The 13,747-nt window shown below is 66.8% G+C and carries 11 protein-coding genes and 3 pseudogenes; 1 reads left to right on the plus strand and 13 read right to left on the minus strand.

Translation table 11 applies throughout. The annotated features are described in order from the left end of the window. The 13 genes and pseudogenes from AC5Y5Z_RS11760 to AC5Y5Z_RS11820 form a co-directional block, all read right to left on the minus strand. Positions 1-353, minus strand: a pseudogene (locus AC5Y5Z_RS11760) (NADH-quinone oxidoreductase subunit M); the annotation flags it as partial. Next, positions 347-2,236, minus strand: a complete 1,890-nt coding sequence (gene nuoL / locus AC5Y5Z_RS11765) for an NADH-quinone oxidoreductase subunit L (RefSeq protein ID WP_463827548.1) — start codon at positions 2,234-2,236, stop codon at positions 347-349. The gene nuoL and the pseudogene AC5Y5Z_RS11760, both read right to left, overlap by 7 nt. Positions 2,237-2,246: 10 nt before the next feature. Further along, positions 2,247-2,546: an NADH-quinone oxidoreductase subunit NuoK gene (gene nuoK, locus AC5Y5Z_RS11770; RefSeq protein ID WP_067408785.1), complete on the minus strand. Its 300-nt coding sequence runs from the start codon at positions 2,544-2,546 to the stop codon at positions 2,247-2,249. Beyond that, on the minus strand, positions 2,543-3,331 hold the full coding sequence (locus AC5Y5Z_RS11775) for an NADH-quinone oxidoreductase subunit J (RefSeq protein WP_473139193.1): 789 nt from the start codon (positions 3,329-3,331) through the stop codon (positions 2,543-2,545). Before AC5Y5Z_RS11775 ends, nuoK begins: the two co-directional genes overlap by 4 nt. Further along, positions 3,328-3,882: pseudogene (gene nuoI, locus AC5Y5Z_RS11780) on the minus strand (NADH-quinone oxidoreductase subunit NuoI); the annotation flags it as partial. The pseudogene nuoI and the gene AC5Y5Z_RS11775, both read right to left, overlap by 4 nt. Continuing rightward, positions 3,866-5,128: an NADH-quinone oxidoreductase subunit NuoH gene (nuoH, locus tag AC5Y5Z_RS11785; protein WP_463827778.1), complete on the minus strand. Its 1,263-nt coding sequence runs from the start codon at positions 5,126-5,128 to the stop codon at positions 3,866-3,868. The pseudogene nuoI and the gene nuoH, both read right to left, overlap by 17 nt. Before the next feature lie 5 nt (positions 5,129-5,133). Further along, on the minus strand, positions 5,134-7,578 hold the full coding sequence (locus tag AC5Y5Z_RS11790; protein WP_499925265.1) for an NADH-quinone oxidoreductase subunit G: 2,445 nt from the start codon (positions 7,576-7,578) through the stop codon (positions 5,134-5,136). Continuing rightward, positions 7,575-8,894, minus strand: a complete 1,320-nt coding sequence (gene nuoF, locus AC5Y5Z_RS11795) for an NADH-quinone oxidoreductase subunit NuoF (RefSeq protein WP_499925267.1) — start codon at positions 8,892-8,894, stop codon at positions 7,575-7,577. Before nuoF ends, AC5Y5Z_RS11790 begins: the two co-directional genes overlap by 4 nt. Beyond that, positions 8,891-9,664, minus strand: coding sequence for an NADH-quinone oxidoreductase subunit NuoE (nuoE, locus tag AC5Y5Z_RS11800; protein ID WP_473139191.1), 774 nt, complete (start codon positions 9,662-9,664; stop codon positions 8,891-8,893). Before nuoE ends, nuoF begins: the two co-directional genes overlap by 4 nt. Then, positions 9,661-10,959, minus strand: coding sequence for an NADH dehydrogenase (quinone) subunit D (gene nuoD, locus AC5Y5Z_RS11805; protein ID WP_463827554.1), 1,299 nt, complete (start codon positions 10,957-10,959; stop codon positions 9,661-9,663). Before nuoD ends, nuoE begins: the two co-directional genes overlap by 4 nt. Then, positions 10,959-11,684 carry an NADH-quinone oxidoreductase subunit C gene (locus tag AC5Y5Z_RS11810; RefSeq protein WP_499925269.1) on the minus strand — a complete coding sequence of 242 codons (726 nt, stop codon included), beginning with the start codon at positions 11,682-11,684 and terminating at the stop codon, positions 10,959-10,961. Before AC5Y5Z_RS11810 ends, nuoD begins: the two co-directional genes overlap by 1 nt. After that, on the minus strand, positions 11,681-12,235 hold the full coding sequence (locus tag AC5Y5Z_RS11815) for a NuoB/complex I 20 kDa subunit family protein (protein ID WP_499925271.1): 555 nt from the start codon (positions 12,233-12,235) through the stop codon (positions 11,681-11,683). The genes AC5Y5Z_RS11810 and AC5Y5Z_RS11815 overlap by 4 nt, the downstream gene beginning before the upstream one ends. An 8-nt stretch (positions 12,236-12,243) precedes the next feature. Next, positions 12,244-12,621: an NADH-quinone oxidoreductase subunit A gene (locus AC5Y5Z_RS11820; protein ID WP_463827557.1), complete on the minus strand. Its 378-nt coding sequence runs from the start codon at positions 12,619-12,621 to the stop codon at positions 12,244-12,246. A 443-nt stretch (positions 12,622-13,064) separates the two neighbouring features. Here AC5Y5Z_RS11820 and AC5Y5Z_RS11825 point away from each other — a divergent pair. Continuing rightward, positions 13,065-13,521: pseudogene (locus AC5Y5Z_RS11825) on the plus strand (PPE family protein); the annotation flags it as partial. Positions 13,522-13,747 lie beyond the last annotated feature (226 nt).

Genomic DNA, 13,747 nt, shown 5'->3' on the forward strand with positions numbered 1-13,747 from the left:
TAGGCGTGCACGCCCCGGGGGCTGCTTTCTTTCCCATCGTTCCAGCCCGCCACCAGCAGCAGCGGGACCAGCACCGTGGTCAGCAACACCAGGATCAGCGCGATACCGTCCACGCCCAGCGTGTAACCGGCCCCGAAAGCCGGTATCCAGGTGCGCTTTTCGACGAACTGGTAGGTATCTCCGCCGGCCTTGAATCCGACCGTGACCACCAGGGAAACCGCCAGCGTCAGGATGCTGACCACCAAGCCGGTCCACTTGGCCACCCTGCGCAACCCCGGCGGCAGCAGGATGATGAGCACCGAGCCGGCCAGCGGCAGCAGCCACAGCACGCTCAGCCAGGGGAAGTTCACCACAGGTTCACCGCCAGCAGCGCACCGGCCAGCACGGCGGCACCGAGCAGCATCGACAACGCGTAGTTACGGGCGAAGCCGGTCTGCAGGCTGCGCAACCGATTCGACGTCCGGCCCACCAGCGCGGCGAGCCCGTTGACCGAGCCGTCCACGCCGGCGTCGTCGACCTCGACCAGCGCGTGTGTCAGTTGCGCACCGGGGCGCATGAAGACCTCCTCGTTGAAGGCGTCGCCGTAACCGTCGGCGCGTGCAGCGGTGGTCAGCACCGAGACCCGAGCCGGGGCCACCCGTGGGATCTCGGCCTTGCCGCCGTACATCCGGTAGGCGACCGCGATGCCGACGACGACGACACTCAAGGCCGCGGCACTGACCGCCCACGCCGGGATGCCGTGCGCGGACTCCTCGTGCACTCCGACAACCGGTTCGAGCCAGCGCCGCAGGGAGTCGCCATAGGTGAACAGGAAGCCGGAGAACACCGAGCCGAACGCCAGCAGGATCATCGGCGCCGTCATCAACGCGGGTGACTCGTGCGGATGCGAGCCGGGCGCCCAGCGTTTCTTGCCGAAGAACGTCATCAGCATCACGCGGGTCATGTAGAATGCGGTGATTCCCGCACCCAACAGTGCGGCCCCGCCCAGCACGTAGCCACGGATGCCGCCGGAACCCAGCGCCGCCTCGATGATCGCGTCCTTGGAGAAGAACCCGGCAAAGGGCCAGACCCCGATGATGGCCAGGTAGCCGAGCCCGAACGTGGCGAACGTGATCGGCAGGGCTTTGCGCAGCGCACCGTAGCGGCGCATGTCCTGTTCTTCGTGCATGGCGTGGATGATCGACCCGGAGCCGAGGAACAGGCCGGCTTTGAAGAAGCCGTGGGTGAGCAGGTGCATGATCGCGAACGGGTAGCCGGCCGGGCCGAGGCCGGCGGCCAGCACCATGTAGCCGATCTGGCTCATTGTCGATGCGGCCAGGGCGCGCTTGATGTCGTCTTTGGCGCAGCCGATGAAGGCCCCCAGCATCAGGGTCACGGCGCCGACGATGACGACGGCCAGGCGCGCGTCGGGCGCCAGGTTGAACACCGGGTTGGACCGCACGATCAGGTACACACCGGCGGTCACCATGGTCGCGGCGTGGATCAGCGCCGACACCGGGGTCGGGCCCTCCATGGCGTCGCCCAGCCAGGCTTGCAGCGGAACCTGGGCCGACTTGGCGCATGCCCCCATCAGCAGCAACAGGCCTATCGCGTTCAGCACGCCGGTGCTGGCGGCGGGCGCACCGGCGAAGACGCCGCTGTAGGAGACGGTGCCGAAGGTGGCGAACATCAAGAACATGGCCAGCGCCAGCCCGGCGTCCCCGACCCGGTTCATCACGAACGCCTTCTTGGCCGCCGTCGCTGCCGTGGGTTTGTGGTACCAGAAGCCGATCAGCAGGTAGGACGCCAGGCCCACGCCTTCCCAGCCGACGTAGAGCAGCACGTAGTTGTCAGCGACCACCAGCAGCAGCATGGAGGCCAAAAACAGGTTGAGATACCCGAAAAACCTGCGGCGGTCCTCGTCTTCGGCCATGTAGGCGATCGAGTAGATGTGAATCAACGATCCCACGCCGGAGATCAGCAGCACGAAACACATGGACAGCTGGTCGATCTGCAACCCGAAGTCGACCTGCAGCCCGCCGACCGGGATCCAGCTGAACAGGGTCTGGCGAATGGTGCGGTCGCCCTCGGCGCTGCCGAGCATCTCGGCGAGCAGCGTCGCACCCACGCCGAATGCCGAGAGCGCGGCCAGAGTGCCCAGCCAGTGCCCCCACGCGTCGGTGCGCCTGCCGCCGAACAACAGGATTGCGGCACCCGCCAGAGGCAGTGCCACCAGCAGCCAGGTGTAGTGAATCATGTTGGCGTCGTTAACCCTTGAGTAGATTTGCGTCGTCGACCGACGCCGATTTGCGGGCCCGGAAAATGGTCATGATGATGGCCAGGCCGATCACGACCTCACACGCGGCCACCACCATGGTGAAGAACGCGATCATCTGTCCGTCGAGCCTGCCGTGCATGCGCGCGAAGGTGACGAACGCCAGGTTGACCGCGTTCAGCATCAGCTCGACGCACATGAACATGACGATGGCGTTGCGCCGCAGCAGCACTCCGGCGGCCCCGATGGTGAACAGCAGCGCCGACAGGTACAGGTAATTGGCCGGATTCATGACCGGTCCCCTTTGCGGCCACCCGAAACCGCTTCCGCGGACGGGGTTTCGAGACCGTCGGCCCCGCGCGTGCGCAGGATCCTGGAGACCGACAGCTCCGAATAGGAGCCGTCGGGGAGCAACGCGGCCACGTCGACGGCGTTGTGCCGCGCGTAGACACCGGGGTTGGGCAGGGGGGTGGGGTGCCCACCCGGACGGAAGCGTTCCTCGGCGAGCTCGCGTTGGGTCTTGCGGCGCTCGAAGCGCTCGCGGTGCGCCAGGATCATCGCCCCGACCGCTGCGGTGATCAGCAGCGCACTGGTGAGTTCGAAGGCCCACAGGTAGCGGGAGAAGATGAGCGCCGCAAGGCCTTCGACGTTCCCGTTGCCGTTGGCCGCACTCAGGCCGGAGAAGCCGCCGGTCGCTACGTTGCCGATGGCGGCGATCAGCAGGATGCCGAACCCGATGCCGGTGGCGACAGCGGCGACGCGCTGACCGCGCAGCGTCTCCTTCAGCGATTCCGCCGAGTCGACGCCGATCAGCATCAGCACGAACAGGAACAGCATCATCACCGCGCCGGTGTAGACCACCACCTGGACGACACCCAGGAAGAGCGCGTCCTGGGCCATGTAGAAGACCGCGAGAATGAGCATGGTCATTGCCAGGTACATCGCCGAGTAGACGGCGTTGACGGCCAGCACCACTCCGAGGGCGCCGATCAGCGCCGCGGTGCCGAGCACCCAGAACATCACGGCCTCGCCGGTGGAGGTGCGCACCAGCACGTCCGCCGCCAGATTGGCAATCATCGCCGATCCCCGGCTTCCTGGGACTTGCGCAGGCCGGTGGGGGTGATGTTGCCCAGGTAGTAGTCCTTGTCGGTGGCGCCCTCGGCGCGGGGGTGCGGCGGTGCCAGCATGTCCTGCAGCAGCGGGGCCAGCAACCGGTCCTTTTCGTAGATCAGGTCGGCGCGATTGTCGTCGGCCAACTCGTAGTCGTTGGTCATGGTCAACGCCCGTGTCGGGCAGGCCTCGATGCACAGACCGCAGCCGATGCAGCGCAGATAGTTGATCTGGTACACGCGGCCGTACCGTTCACCCGGCGAATACCGTGCCTCCTCGGTGTTGTCCGCGCCTTCGACGTAGATCGCGTCGGCCGGGCAGGACCAGGCGCACAACTCGCAGCCGATGCACTTCTCCAGCCCGTCGGGATAGCGGTTGAGCTGGTGACGGCCGTGATAGCGGGGCGCCACCGGCCCCGGCTTCTCCGGGTACTCCTCGGTGATGTTCTTTTTGAACATCGACCCGAATGTCACCCCGAAGCCGGCCAGGGCGTCCAAGAATTTAGCCACGCGCCTTCTCCTTTACCGCGCCGACGGGTTGGTCGAGCTTCTTCATAGGCAGCGGCGGGACGGGGAATGCCGGTTCGACACTGCCCGCTTCCTGCTGTTGTTTGCTGCGCTGGCGGGCCCGTGCCCGTGCGCTGGGCGCACTGAACGGTTTTCGCAGGGTGGCGATCAGTACCCCGGCCACGACCAGGCTGCTGATCACGAGCACCGTGGTCCAGTGCTGATAGCCCTGGTTCTTCAGGGTGCGGATGACGGCCGCGATCATGATCCACACCAGCGAGGCCGGGATCAGCAGCTTCCAGCCCAACGACATGAACTGGTCGTAGCGGAACCGGGGCAGCGTGGCGCGCAGCCAGAAGTAGATGAACAGGAACGTCCACACCTTGGCGGTGAACCACAGCAGCGGCCACCAGCCGTGATTGGCGCCTTCCCACAGGTTCAACGGCCACGGCGCGTGCCAGCCGCCCAGGAACATCGTCGCCGCCAGCGCCGAAACGGTGGTCATGTTGACGTATTCGGCAAGCATGAAGATCGCGAACTTCAGTGACGAGTACTCGGTGTGGAAACCGGCGACCAGCTCGCCTTCGGCCTCGGGCAGGTCGAACGGCGCCCGGTTGGTCTCGCCGACCATCGAGATCAGGTAGGTCACGAAGGACGGCAGCAGCAGGAAGATGTACCAGACGCGGTCTTGCGCGGCCACGATCTGCGATGTCGACATCGAGCCGGCGAACAGGAACACCGCCGCGAAGGACAACCCCATCGCGACCTCGTAGGAGATCACCTGGGCGGTCGAGCGCACCCCACCCAGCAGTGGGTAGGTGGACCCCGACGCCCAGCCGCCGAGCACGATGCCGTAGACGCCGATGGCCGACAAACCCAGGATGAACAGCACCGCGACCGGGAGGTCGGTCAGCTGCAGCGGCGTCCAATGACCGAAGATCGACACCTCCGGGCCCATCGGGATGAAGGCGAAGGCGGTGAATGCGGGAATCGCCGAGATGGCCGGTGCCGCGAAGTACACGAACCAGTCGACGCCCTTGGGGGTGATGCTTTCCTTCAATGCCAGCTTGACGCCGTCGGCCAGACTCTGCAGCGTGCCCCACGGCCCGGTGCGGTTCGGGCCCGGCCGCAGCTGCATGTAACCCAGGATCTTGCGTTCGGCCAGGATTCCCACCAGGACCGTCAGCACCAGGTAGCCAAAGATCCCGACGGCCTTGATGAGCACCAGCCACAGCGGGTCGTGTCCGAAGGCGGTCAGACCGTTCATACGCCCAGCTCCTGCACATCGCTGCCCGCCGCAACCTGCACTGATAACTGCACGACGGCGCCTATCGTCACGCCCAGTTGCTGGTGCACCGCCGAACCCGGCGAATTGAGTGGCAGCCAGGCCACCCGGTCGGGCATGTCGGTGATGTTGAGCGGCAACGTGATTGAGCCGCGGTCCGTGCTCACGGTGACGTCGGCACCGTCGACCGCCCCGATTTCGGCAGCGGTGCCGGCCGACAGCCGAACCGCCGGTTTGCGTGCGGTCCCGGCCAGATGCGGTTCGCCGTCCTGCCCGCGACCGGCGTCCAGCAGCAACCGCCAACCGGTCAGCACCGCTTCACCCGAGCCGGGCTGACCGGGCGGCGCGGCCTCGACCTGCGGGCCGGCCGCGCGCTTGCCGTCCCAGGTACCCAGCGCGGACAGTTCCTCGCGAGCCGATTCCACCGTCGAGCAGTTCAGGTGGATGCCCAACTCGTCGGCCAGCGTGTCGAGCACCCGGTGGTCGGACTGGCGGGCCTGCAGCGAGGTGCCGCGGAACGCCGGTTCGAAACCGCGGTAGCGGCCTTCCCAGTTGACGAAGGCGCCCGACTTCTGCGTGGTGGGCGCGACCGGGAACACCACATCGGCTCGTTCGGTGACGGCGCTGTGCCGTAGTTCCAGGCTGACTACGAACGGCGCCGCGTCCAGCGCGGCCAGCACCGCGTCGGGATCGGCGAAGTCGCCGGGTTCGATCCCGCCGACGAGCAGCGCACCCAACGTCCCGTCGGTCGCGGCGGCCAGAATGCCGTCGGCGTCACGTCCTGTCTCGGCAGGCAATTCGTTGACATGCCAGGCAGCGGCCACCTGCGCGCGGGCGGCGTCGTCGGACACCGGACGGCCACCGGGCAACAGCCCGGGCAGCGCCCCGGCTTCCAACGCTCCGCGCTCACCGGCCCGCCGCGGCACCCACGCCACCCGCGCCCCGGTCGAGTCGGCCAGCCGCGCCACGGCGGAGAACCCGCCAGGCACGGTGGCCAGGCGTTCACCGACCAGGATCACTGCGCCGGGGGTGCTGAGCAGGTCGCCCACCTCGCCGGTGGCCAGACCGTCCAGCGCCGACGGCTCATCCCCGGGCGCGGTCTGCACCAGCCGACCCGACATCTTCTTCAGCGCTCGGGTGGCGAACGGGGCGATCGCGTACACCGGGACGCCGTTCTTGCGCGCCGCCTTACGCAACCGCAGGAACACTCCCGGCGCTTCGTCCTCCGGTTCGAAGCCCACCAGCACCACCACCGGTGCGGTCTCCAGATCCGAGTAGCTGACGGTGACCGGCCGGCCCGCCACCCGTGCCACCAGGAAGTCCGCCTCCTCGGCGGAGTACGGTCGGGCGCGGAAGTCGATGTCGTTGGTGTTCAACACGATTCGCGCAAACTTGGCATACGCGTAGGCGTCTTCCCAGGTGCCCCGGCCGCCGACCAGCACTCCGGTCCGGCCGCGGGCAGCAGTCAGTCCCTGGACCGCGGCCACGATCGCGTGCGACCAGGACGCGGGTTGCAGGGTGCCGTCGGCGTCCCGCAGTAGGGGAGTGGTCAGCACGTCGGGCTGGGTCGCGTACGTGAAGGCCCAGCGGCCCTTGTCGCAGACCCACTCCTCGTTGACTTCCGGGTCGTCGCCGGCCAGTCGACGCATCACCTTGCCGCGGCGGTGGTCGGTGCGCGTCGCGCAGCCGCCCGCGCAGTGCTCGCAGACGCTCGGGCTGGACACCAGGTCGAACGGGCGGGCCCGGAACCGGTAGGACATCCCGGTCAGCGCGCCCACCGGGCAGATCTGCACCGTGTTGCCGGAGAAGTAGGAGTCGAACGGTTCGTTGGCGTAGATGCCGACCTGCTGAAGGGCGCCGCGCTCCTGCATGTCGATGAACGGGTCGCCGGCGATCTGTTCGGAGAACCGGGTGCAGCGGGCGCACAGGATGCAGCGCTCGCGGTCCAGCAGCACCTGCGAGGAGATGTTGATCGGTTTGGCGAAAGTGCGCTTGGGGTCGGTGAAGCGGGACTCCGCGCGACCGTTGGACATCGCCTGGTTCTGCAGCGGACACTCGCCGCCTTTGTCGCACATCGGGCAGTCCAGCGGGTGGTTGATCAGCAGCAGTTCCATCACGCCGTGCTGGGCTTTGTCGGCCGCCGGCGAGGTGAGCTGGGTGCGCACCACCATGTCGTCGGTGCACACGGTGGTGCACGACGCCAGCGGTTTGCGCTGACCCTCCACCTCGACCAGGCACTGCCGGCAGGCACCGACCGGGTCGAGCAGCGGGTGGTCACAGAACCGGGGAATCTGGATACCCATCAGCTCGGCCGCGCGGATCACCAAAGTTCCTTTGGGAACGCTGATTTCGGTGCCATCGATGGTGAGGGACACCATCTCCGGCTGAGCGACGCGGTTTTCGGTGTCGGCAGTTTGGGTCACGCGTTTACTCCATCCAACGTGAGCATCGAATCGCGGGGGTCGAACGGGCAGCCGCCCGTCTCGACGTGGGCGAGGTATTCGTCGCGGAAGAGTTTCAGGGACGACATCACCGGACTGGCGGCGCCGTCACCCAACGCGCAGAACGACTTTCCGAGGATCGCGTCCGCGATGTCCTGCAGCTTGTCCAGGTCTTCGCGGGTGCCGCGCCCGGTTTCCAGGCGGGCGTAGATCTTGTCCAGCCAGAAGGTGCCCTCCCGGCACGGCGTGCACTTGCCGCAGGATTCGTGCTTGTAGAACTCCGTCCAGCGCCGCACCGCCCGTACCACGCAGGTGGTTTCGTCGAAGATCTCCAACGCCTTCGTGCCGAGCATGGAACCGGCCGCGCCGACCCCTTCGTAGTCCAACGGCACGTCGAGGTGTTCGTCGGTGAGCAGCGGCGTCGACGACCCACCCGGGGTCCAGAACTTGAGCCGGTGCCCGGCCCGGATCCCGCCGGCGTAGTCGAGCAACTCGCGCAGCGTGATGCCCAGCGGCGCCTCGTACTGACCGGGGTTGGTGACGTGTCCGGACAGCGAATACAGCGTGAAGCCGGGCGATTTCTCGCTACCCATGGAACGGAACCACTCGACTCCGTTCAGGATGATCGACGGGACGCTGGCGATGGTCTCGACATTGTTGATCACGGTCGGGCATCCGTAGAGACCCGCCACAGCCGGGAACGGCGGACGCAGCCGAGGCTGGCCGCGGCGCCCTTCCAGCGAGTCGAGCAGTGCGGTTTCCTCGCCGCAGATGTAGGCGCCCGCACCGGCGTGCACCACCAGCTCCAGGTCATATCCCGAGCCGCCGATGTCCCGGCCCAGATAGCCGGCGGCGTAGGCCTCGGCCACTGCGTTCTGCAGCCGTCGGAGTACCGGCACCACTTCGCCGCGCACGTAGATGAAGGCGTGGGTGGCCCGGATCGCGTACGAGGCGATGATGACGCCTTCGACCAGGACGTGCGGGGTGGCCAGCATCAGCGGAATGTCTTTACACGTACCGGGTTCGGACTCGTCGGCGTTGACCACCAGGTAGTGCGGTTTGGCCGCGGCGCCGGAATCGCCCTGCGGGATGAACGACCATTTGGTCCCGGTGGAGAAACCCGCGCCGCCGCGGCCGCGCAACCCGGAGTCCTTGACCGCGCCGATCACGTCGTCGGGCGCCATGGCCAGGGCCTTCTTCATGGCCCGGTATCCGTCGTGGCGTTCGTAGGTCTCGATGGTCCAGGACTTGGGATCGTCCCAGTAGCGACTGATGACCGGCGTCAGTGGTGTGGTCATGACTGGCCTCCCGCAGGGGTCGGCGCTTCCATGTCGTTCTCCTTGGCCACCCGCAGCCCGGCCAGGGTGGCCGCTCCCGCGCCGCCCTGCCCTTCGTCCGGACGCTGATCCGGCAGGCCCGCCAGGATTCGTGACGTCTCACGGAACTTGCACAACGGTGCGCCCCGGGTGGGCGCGACCGGTTCACCGGTGCGCAGCGAATCGACGAGTTCGCGCGCGGACTGCGGAGTCTGGTTGTCGTAGAACTCCCAGTTGACCATCACCACCGGTGCGAAATCGCAGGCGGCGTTGCATTCGATGTGCTGCAAGGTGACGGTGCCGTCGGGTGTGGTCTCGTCGTTGCCGATGCCGAGATGCTCTTTGAGGTCGTCGAATATCGCGTCGCCGCCCATCACCGCACACAGCGTGTTGGTGCACACACCCACCAGGTAGTCACCGGTCGGACCGCGCCGGTACATGGTGTAGAAGCTGGCCACCGCCGAAACCTCGGCACCGGTCAGATCCAGTTGCCGCGCACAGAATTCCAGACCGGCCGGCGTCAGGTAGGAGTCCTCGCCCTGCACCAGATGCAGCAACGGCAGCAACGCCGAACGCTTATTCGGGTACTTGGCGATGATCTCCTTGGCCTCGACCTCCAGGCGCGAGTGCACTTCCGGCGGGTACGACTGCGGCGCACCCTCAACGACGAACTGGCTCGGCTCCTCCGGCGGCGGTCCGAGCCGGAGGAAAACCCTTTCGCCACCGTTACTTCCGACATTCGGAACTGTCATCGGTCCACTCCGCCCATGACCGGGTCGATGCTGGCGACGGCGGTGATCAGGTCGGCGACCATGCCACCCTCACACATTGCGGCGACGGACTGCAGGTTGGTGAACGACGGGTCCCGGTAGTGCACCCGATAGGGGCGGGTACCGCCGTCGCTGACCATGTGCACGCCGAGTTCGCCGCGCGGTGACTCCACCGCCACGTACACCTGGCCGGCCGGCACCCGGATGCCCTCGGTCACCAGCTTGAAGTGATGGATCAGAGCCTCCATCGAGCTGCCCATGATCTTGGCGATGTGCTCGGGTGAGTTGCCCATCCCGTCAGGGCCCACGTAAAGGTCTGCGGGCCAAGCGATTTTGCGGTCCTCGACCATGGTCGGGCCGGGCTTGAGCTTGTCCAGACACTGCTCGACGATCTTGACCGACTCCCACATCTCGTTGACGCGGATGATGTAGCGCCCGTAGGCGTCACAGGTGTCTTCGGTGATGACGTCGAATTCGTAGTCCTGGTATCCGCAATACGGTTCACTTTTGCGCAAGTCGTGCGGCAGCCCGGTGGCACGCAGAATCGGACCCGTGATGCCCAGTGCCATGCAACCGGTCAGGTCCAGGTAACCGATGTCCTCGGTGCGGGCCTTCCAGATGGCGTTCTCGTTGAGCAGCTCGCCCATTTGGCGAAGCGGGACCCGCAGCTCCTTGAGGGCGGCGGCGATCTCGTCAATCCCGTTGGGCGGCAGGTCTTGTGCCAGTCCGCCCGGCCGGATGTAGGCGCTGTTCATCCGCAGGCCGGTGATCTTCTCGAACAGGGTGAGGACGATCTCACGGGCCCGGAAGCCGACGAACATCGGTGTCATGGCGCCCAGTTCCATCCCACCGGTGGCCAGCGCGACCAGGTGCGAAGAAATCCGGTTCAGTTCCATCATCATCACCCGGATGACGTTGACCCGTTCGGGGATCTCGTCGGTGATGCCGAGCAGCTTCTCCACGCCCAGGCAGAACGCCGTCTCGTTGAAAAACGGTGCCAGATAATCCATCCGGGTCACAAAGGTGACGCCTTGCGTCCAGTACCGGTATTCGAGATTCTTCTCGATTCCGGTGTGCAGGTAGCCGATCCCGCACCGGGCCTCGGTCACCGTCTCGCCTTCGATCTCGAGGATCAGCCGCAGCACGCCGTGGGTGGACGGGTGCTGGGGGCCCATGTTGACGACGATGCGCTCCCCGGGATCGGCGTTGCGCGCGGCGTCGACGACCTTGTCCCAGTCCTGGCCGCCGGCGACGACGAGGGTTTCCGTGGTGCTCATCAGTTGTAACCCCTGCGCTCGTCGGGCGGCGGAATCTGCGCGCCCTTGTACTCGACCGGGATACCACCCAGCGGGTAGTCCTTGCGTTGCGGATGCCCGTGCCAGTCGTCGGGCATCTCGATGCGGGTCAGCGACGGGTGTCCGTCGAAGATGATCCCGAAGAAGTCGTAGGTCTCGCGCTCGTGCCAGTCGTTGGTCGGGTAGATACCGAACATTGACGGGATGTGCGGATCACTGTCTGGCGCAGAGACTTCCAGTCGCAGCCGACGGTTGTGCGTGATCGATTTGAGTGGGTACACCGCGTGCAGTTCCCGGCCCGTCTCGTTGGGGTAGTGCACCCCGCTCACGCCCAGGCACAGCTCGAACCGCAGCTCGGGCTCGTCGCGCAGGCGCTGAGCCACCTGCGGCAGCAGGTCCCGGTGCACGTGCAACGTGAGTTCGTCGCGGTCGACCACCACTTTCTCGATAGCCTCGTCGAACTCGACGCCGTCGCGCGACAGGGCCTCGCCCAGTCGGTCGGCGATGTCGTCGAAGTAGCTGCCGTAGGGGCGTGGGCTGCCACCGGGCAGTGTCACTTTGCGGACCAGCCGACCGTAACCGGAGGTGTCGCCGGTGCCGGACACCCCGAACATGCCGCGGCGGACGTCGATCACTTCGCCGCCCACCGGCACCTGGACGCCCGGGGTGACCGCTGCGCCCTGCGGATCCTTGTCCGGTGAGCTCATCGCAGCATTCCGCGCATCTCGATCGTGGGCCTGGCCGCCATGGCCGCCTCTTCGGCCTCGGCGATGGCACGCTCCCGGTTGACGCCCAACGGCATCTCCTGAATCTTGTCGTGCAGCTTCAGGATTGCGTACAACAGCATCTCGGGCCGCGGCGGACAACCGGGCAGGTAGATGTCCACCGGCACCACATGGTCCACGCCCTGCAACACGGCGTAGTTGTTGAACATCCCACCCGAAGATGCGCACACGCCCATCGCCAGGACCCACTTGGGTTCGGCCATCTGGTCGTAGATCTGGCGCAGCACCGGCGCCATCTTCTGGCTGACCCGGCCCGCGACGATCATCAGGTCGGCTTGGCGCGGCGTCGCTGAAAAGCGCTCCATGCCGAACCGGGCGATGTCGAACCTCGGGCCGGCCGTCGCCATCATCTCGATCGCACAACAGGCCAATCCGAACGTCGCCGGCCACAGCGAGTTCTTGCGGACATAGCCCGCGACCTTCTCGACCGTCGACAGCAGGATCCCGCCGGGCAGCTGTTCTTCGAGTCCCACGTCCTACCTCAATCCCACGTCAGGCCCCCGCGGCGCCACACATATGCGTAGGCCACGAAAACCGTGAGCATGAATATGACCATCTCGACGAGGGCAAAGGTCCCCAGCGAGTCGAAGCTGACCGCCCACGGATAGAGGAACACGATTTCGATGTCGAAGACGATGAACAACATCGCGGTCAGGTAATACTTCACCGGGAAGCGCTGACCGGTGGGTGCGTTCGGTCCGCTGAACCCGGTCTCGGTGGGCTCGATGCCGCATTCGTAGGCTGCCAGCTTCGACCTGTTGTAGCGAGTCGGACCGGTGATGCTCGCCAGGAATACCGAGCCGATGGCAAAGGCTGCGCCGATGCCCGCGAGCACGAAAATGGGTATGTAGGGATTCAACTCGCTCCGCCATCCGTCGTTTGGGCCGCCAGCGCAGCGGCCGCCGGTGACATCCGGGCTGGCCCAGCGCATGACACGTGTGACGGACCGGGCATGTGGACCGTCACAGTGACCTTCAACATAGTCGCGCGGCGCCCGGGGCACATGTCCGGGGTCAAGCTCATAGGCATGTCCTAGGAGGCGATGCCAGGTTGCGGACCCCCGGTGGCCCGACCGCGGTGGTCCAGCGGCCGAAACTCCGTCCGACGGCCGAGAATCAGCGGGTTTCCAGGCAAAATGTGGGCGATTCTCCCGACGGCCAGACGCGCGGAGCGCTTGTTGTTACTGTTGCATCTGCACTTATCGCGGGGCCTTTTCAGGCCCGCGCAGCCGCCAAAAGTCGATCTGGGAGGACGGGAACTGTGAGCTTTCCCACACTACCGCCGGAGATCAACTCCTTGCGCATGTTCCTCGGCGCGGGTAGCGCGCCGATGTTGCAGGCGGCCGCCGCATGGGACGGCCTGGCCGCGGAGCTCGGGTCGGCTGCCGAATCGTTCGGATCGGTGATCTCGAACCTGGCCGGACAGGCGTGGCAGGGCCCGGCGGCGGCGGCGATGGCGGCCGCCGCGGCGCCGTACGCGGGCTGGCTGGCAGCGGCGGCATCTCAGTCCTTGGGGGCGGCCGGGCAGGCGAGAGCGGTCGTGAGCGCGTTTGAGGCGGCGCGCGCGGCGACCGTTCATCCAGCAGCTGTGGAGCAGAACCGCAATGCCTTCGTCCAGCTCGTGATGTCGAACCTGTTCGGTCAGAATGCGCCATTGATCGCGTTGGCCGAGAACATCTACGAGGAGATGTGGGCCGCGGACGTCACCGCGATGGCCGGCTACTACGCCGGTGCCGCGGCGGCCGCCGCGCAGGTGGTGCCGTGGCAGACCGTGCTCGAGAGCTTCCCGGCGCTGACCGGCGGCTTGGCCGGCGGACTCAGCGCGCTGGCCGGATCGGGTGCGGGTAGCGGTAACGGTGCGGCCGCCGGTGGCGGCGGTGGCGCCCAGGGCGGGGCGGGCCCGGTCAGCGCCGGCGCTGCCAGCGCGGCGGGCGGCGGTGGTGCTGCCGGTGGCATGGGCGGCACCGATCCCGGGATGGCGTCGGC

Source organism: Mycobacterium sp. NGS29 (genome assembly GCF_059812965.1).

Excerpts from the sequence above, each read along its gene's own strand:
- nuoL (WP_463827548.1), bottom strand. The coding sequence starts at position 2,236 with ATGATTCACTACACCTGGCTGCTGGTGGCACTGCCTCTGGCGGGTGCC.
- nuoK (WP_067408785.1), bottom strand. The coding sequence starts at position 2,546 with ATGAATCCGGCCAATTACCTGTACCTGTCGGCGCTGCTGTTCACCATC.
- AC5Y5Z_RS11775 (WP_473139193.1), bottom strand. The coding sequence starts at position 3,331 with ATGATTGCCAATCTGGCGGCGGACGTGCTGGTGCGCACCTCCACCGGC.
- nuoF (WP_499925267.1), bottom strand. The coding sequence starts at position 8,894 with ATGACCACACCACTGACGCCGGTCATCAGTCGCTACTGGGACGATCCC.
- nuoE (WP_473139191.1), bottom strand. The coding sequence starts at position 9,664 with ATGACAGTTCCGAATGTCGGAAGTAACGGTGGCGAAAGGGTTTTCCTC.
- nuoD (WP_463827554.1), bottom strand. The coding sequence starts at position 10,959 with ATGAGCACCACGGAAACCCTCGTCGTCGCCGGCGGCCAGGACTGGGAC.
- AC5Y5Z_RS11810 (WP_499925269.1), bottom strand. The coding sequence starts at position 11,684 with ATGAGCTCACCGGACAAGGATCCGCAGGGCGCAGCGGTCACCCCGGGC.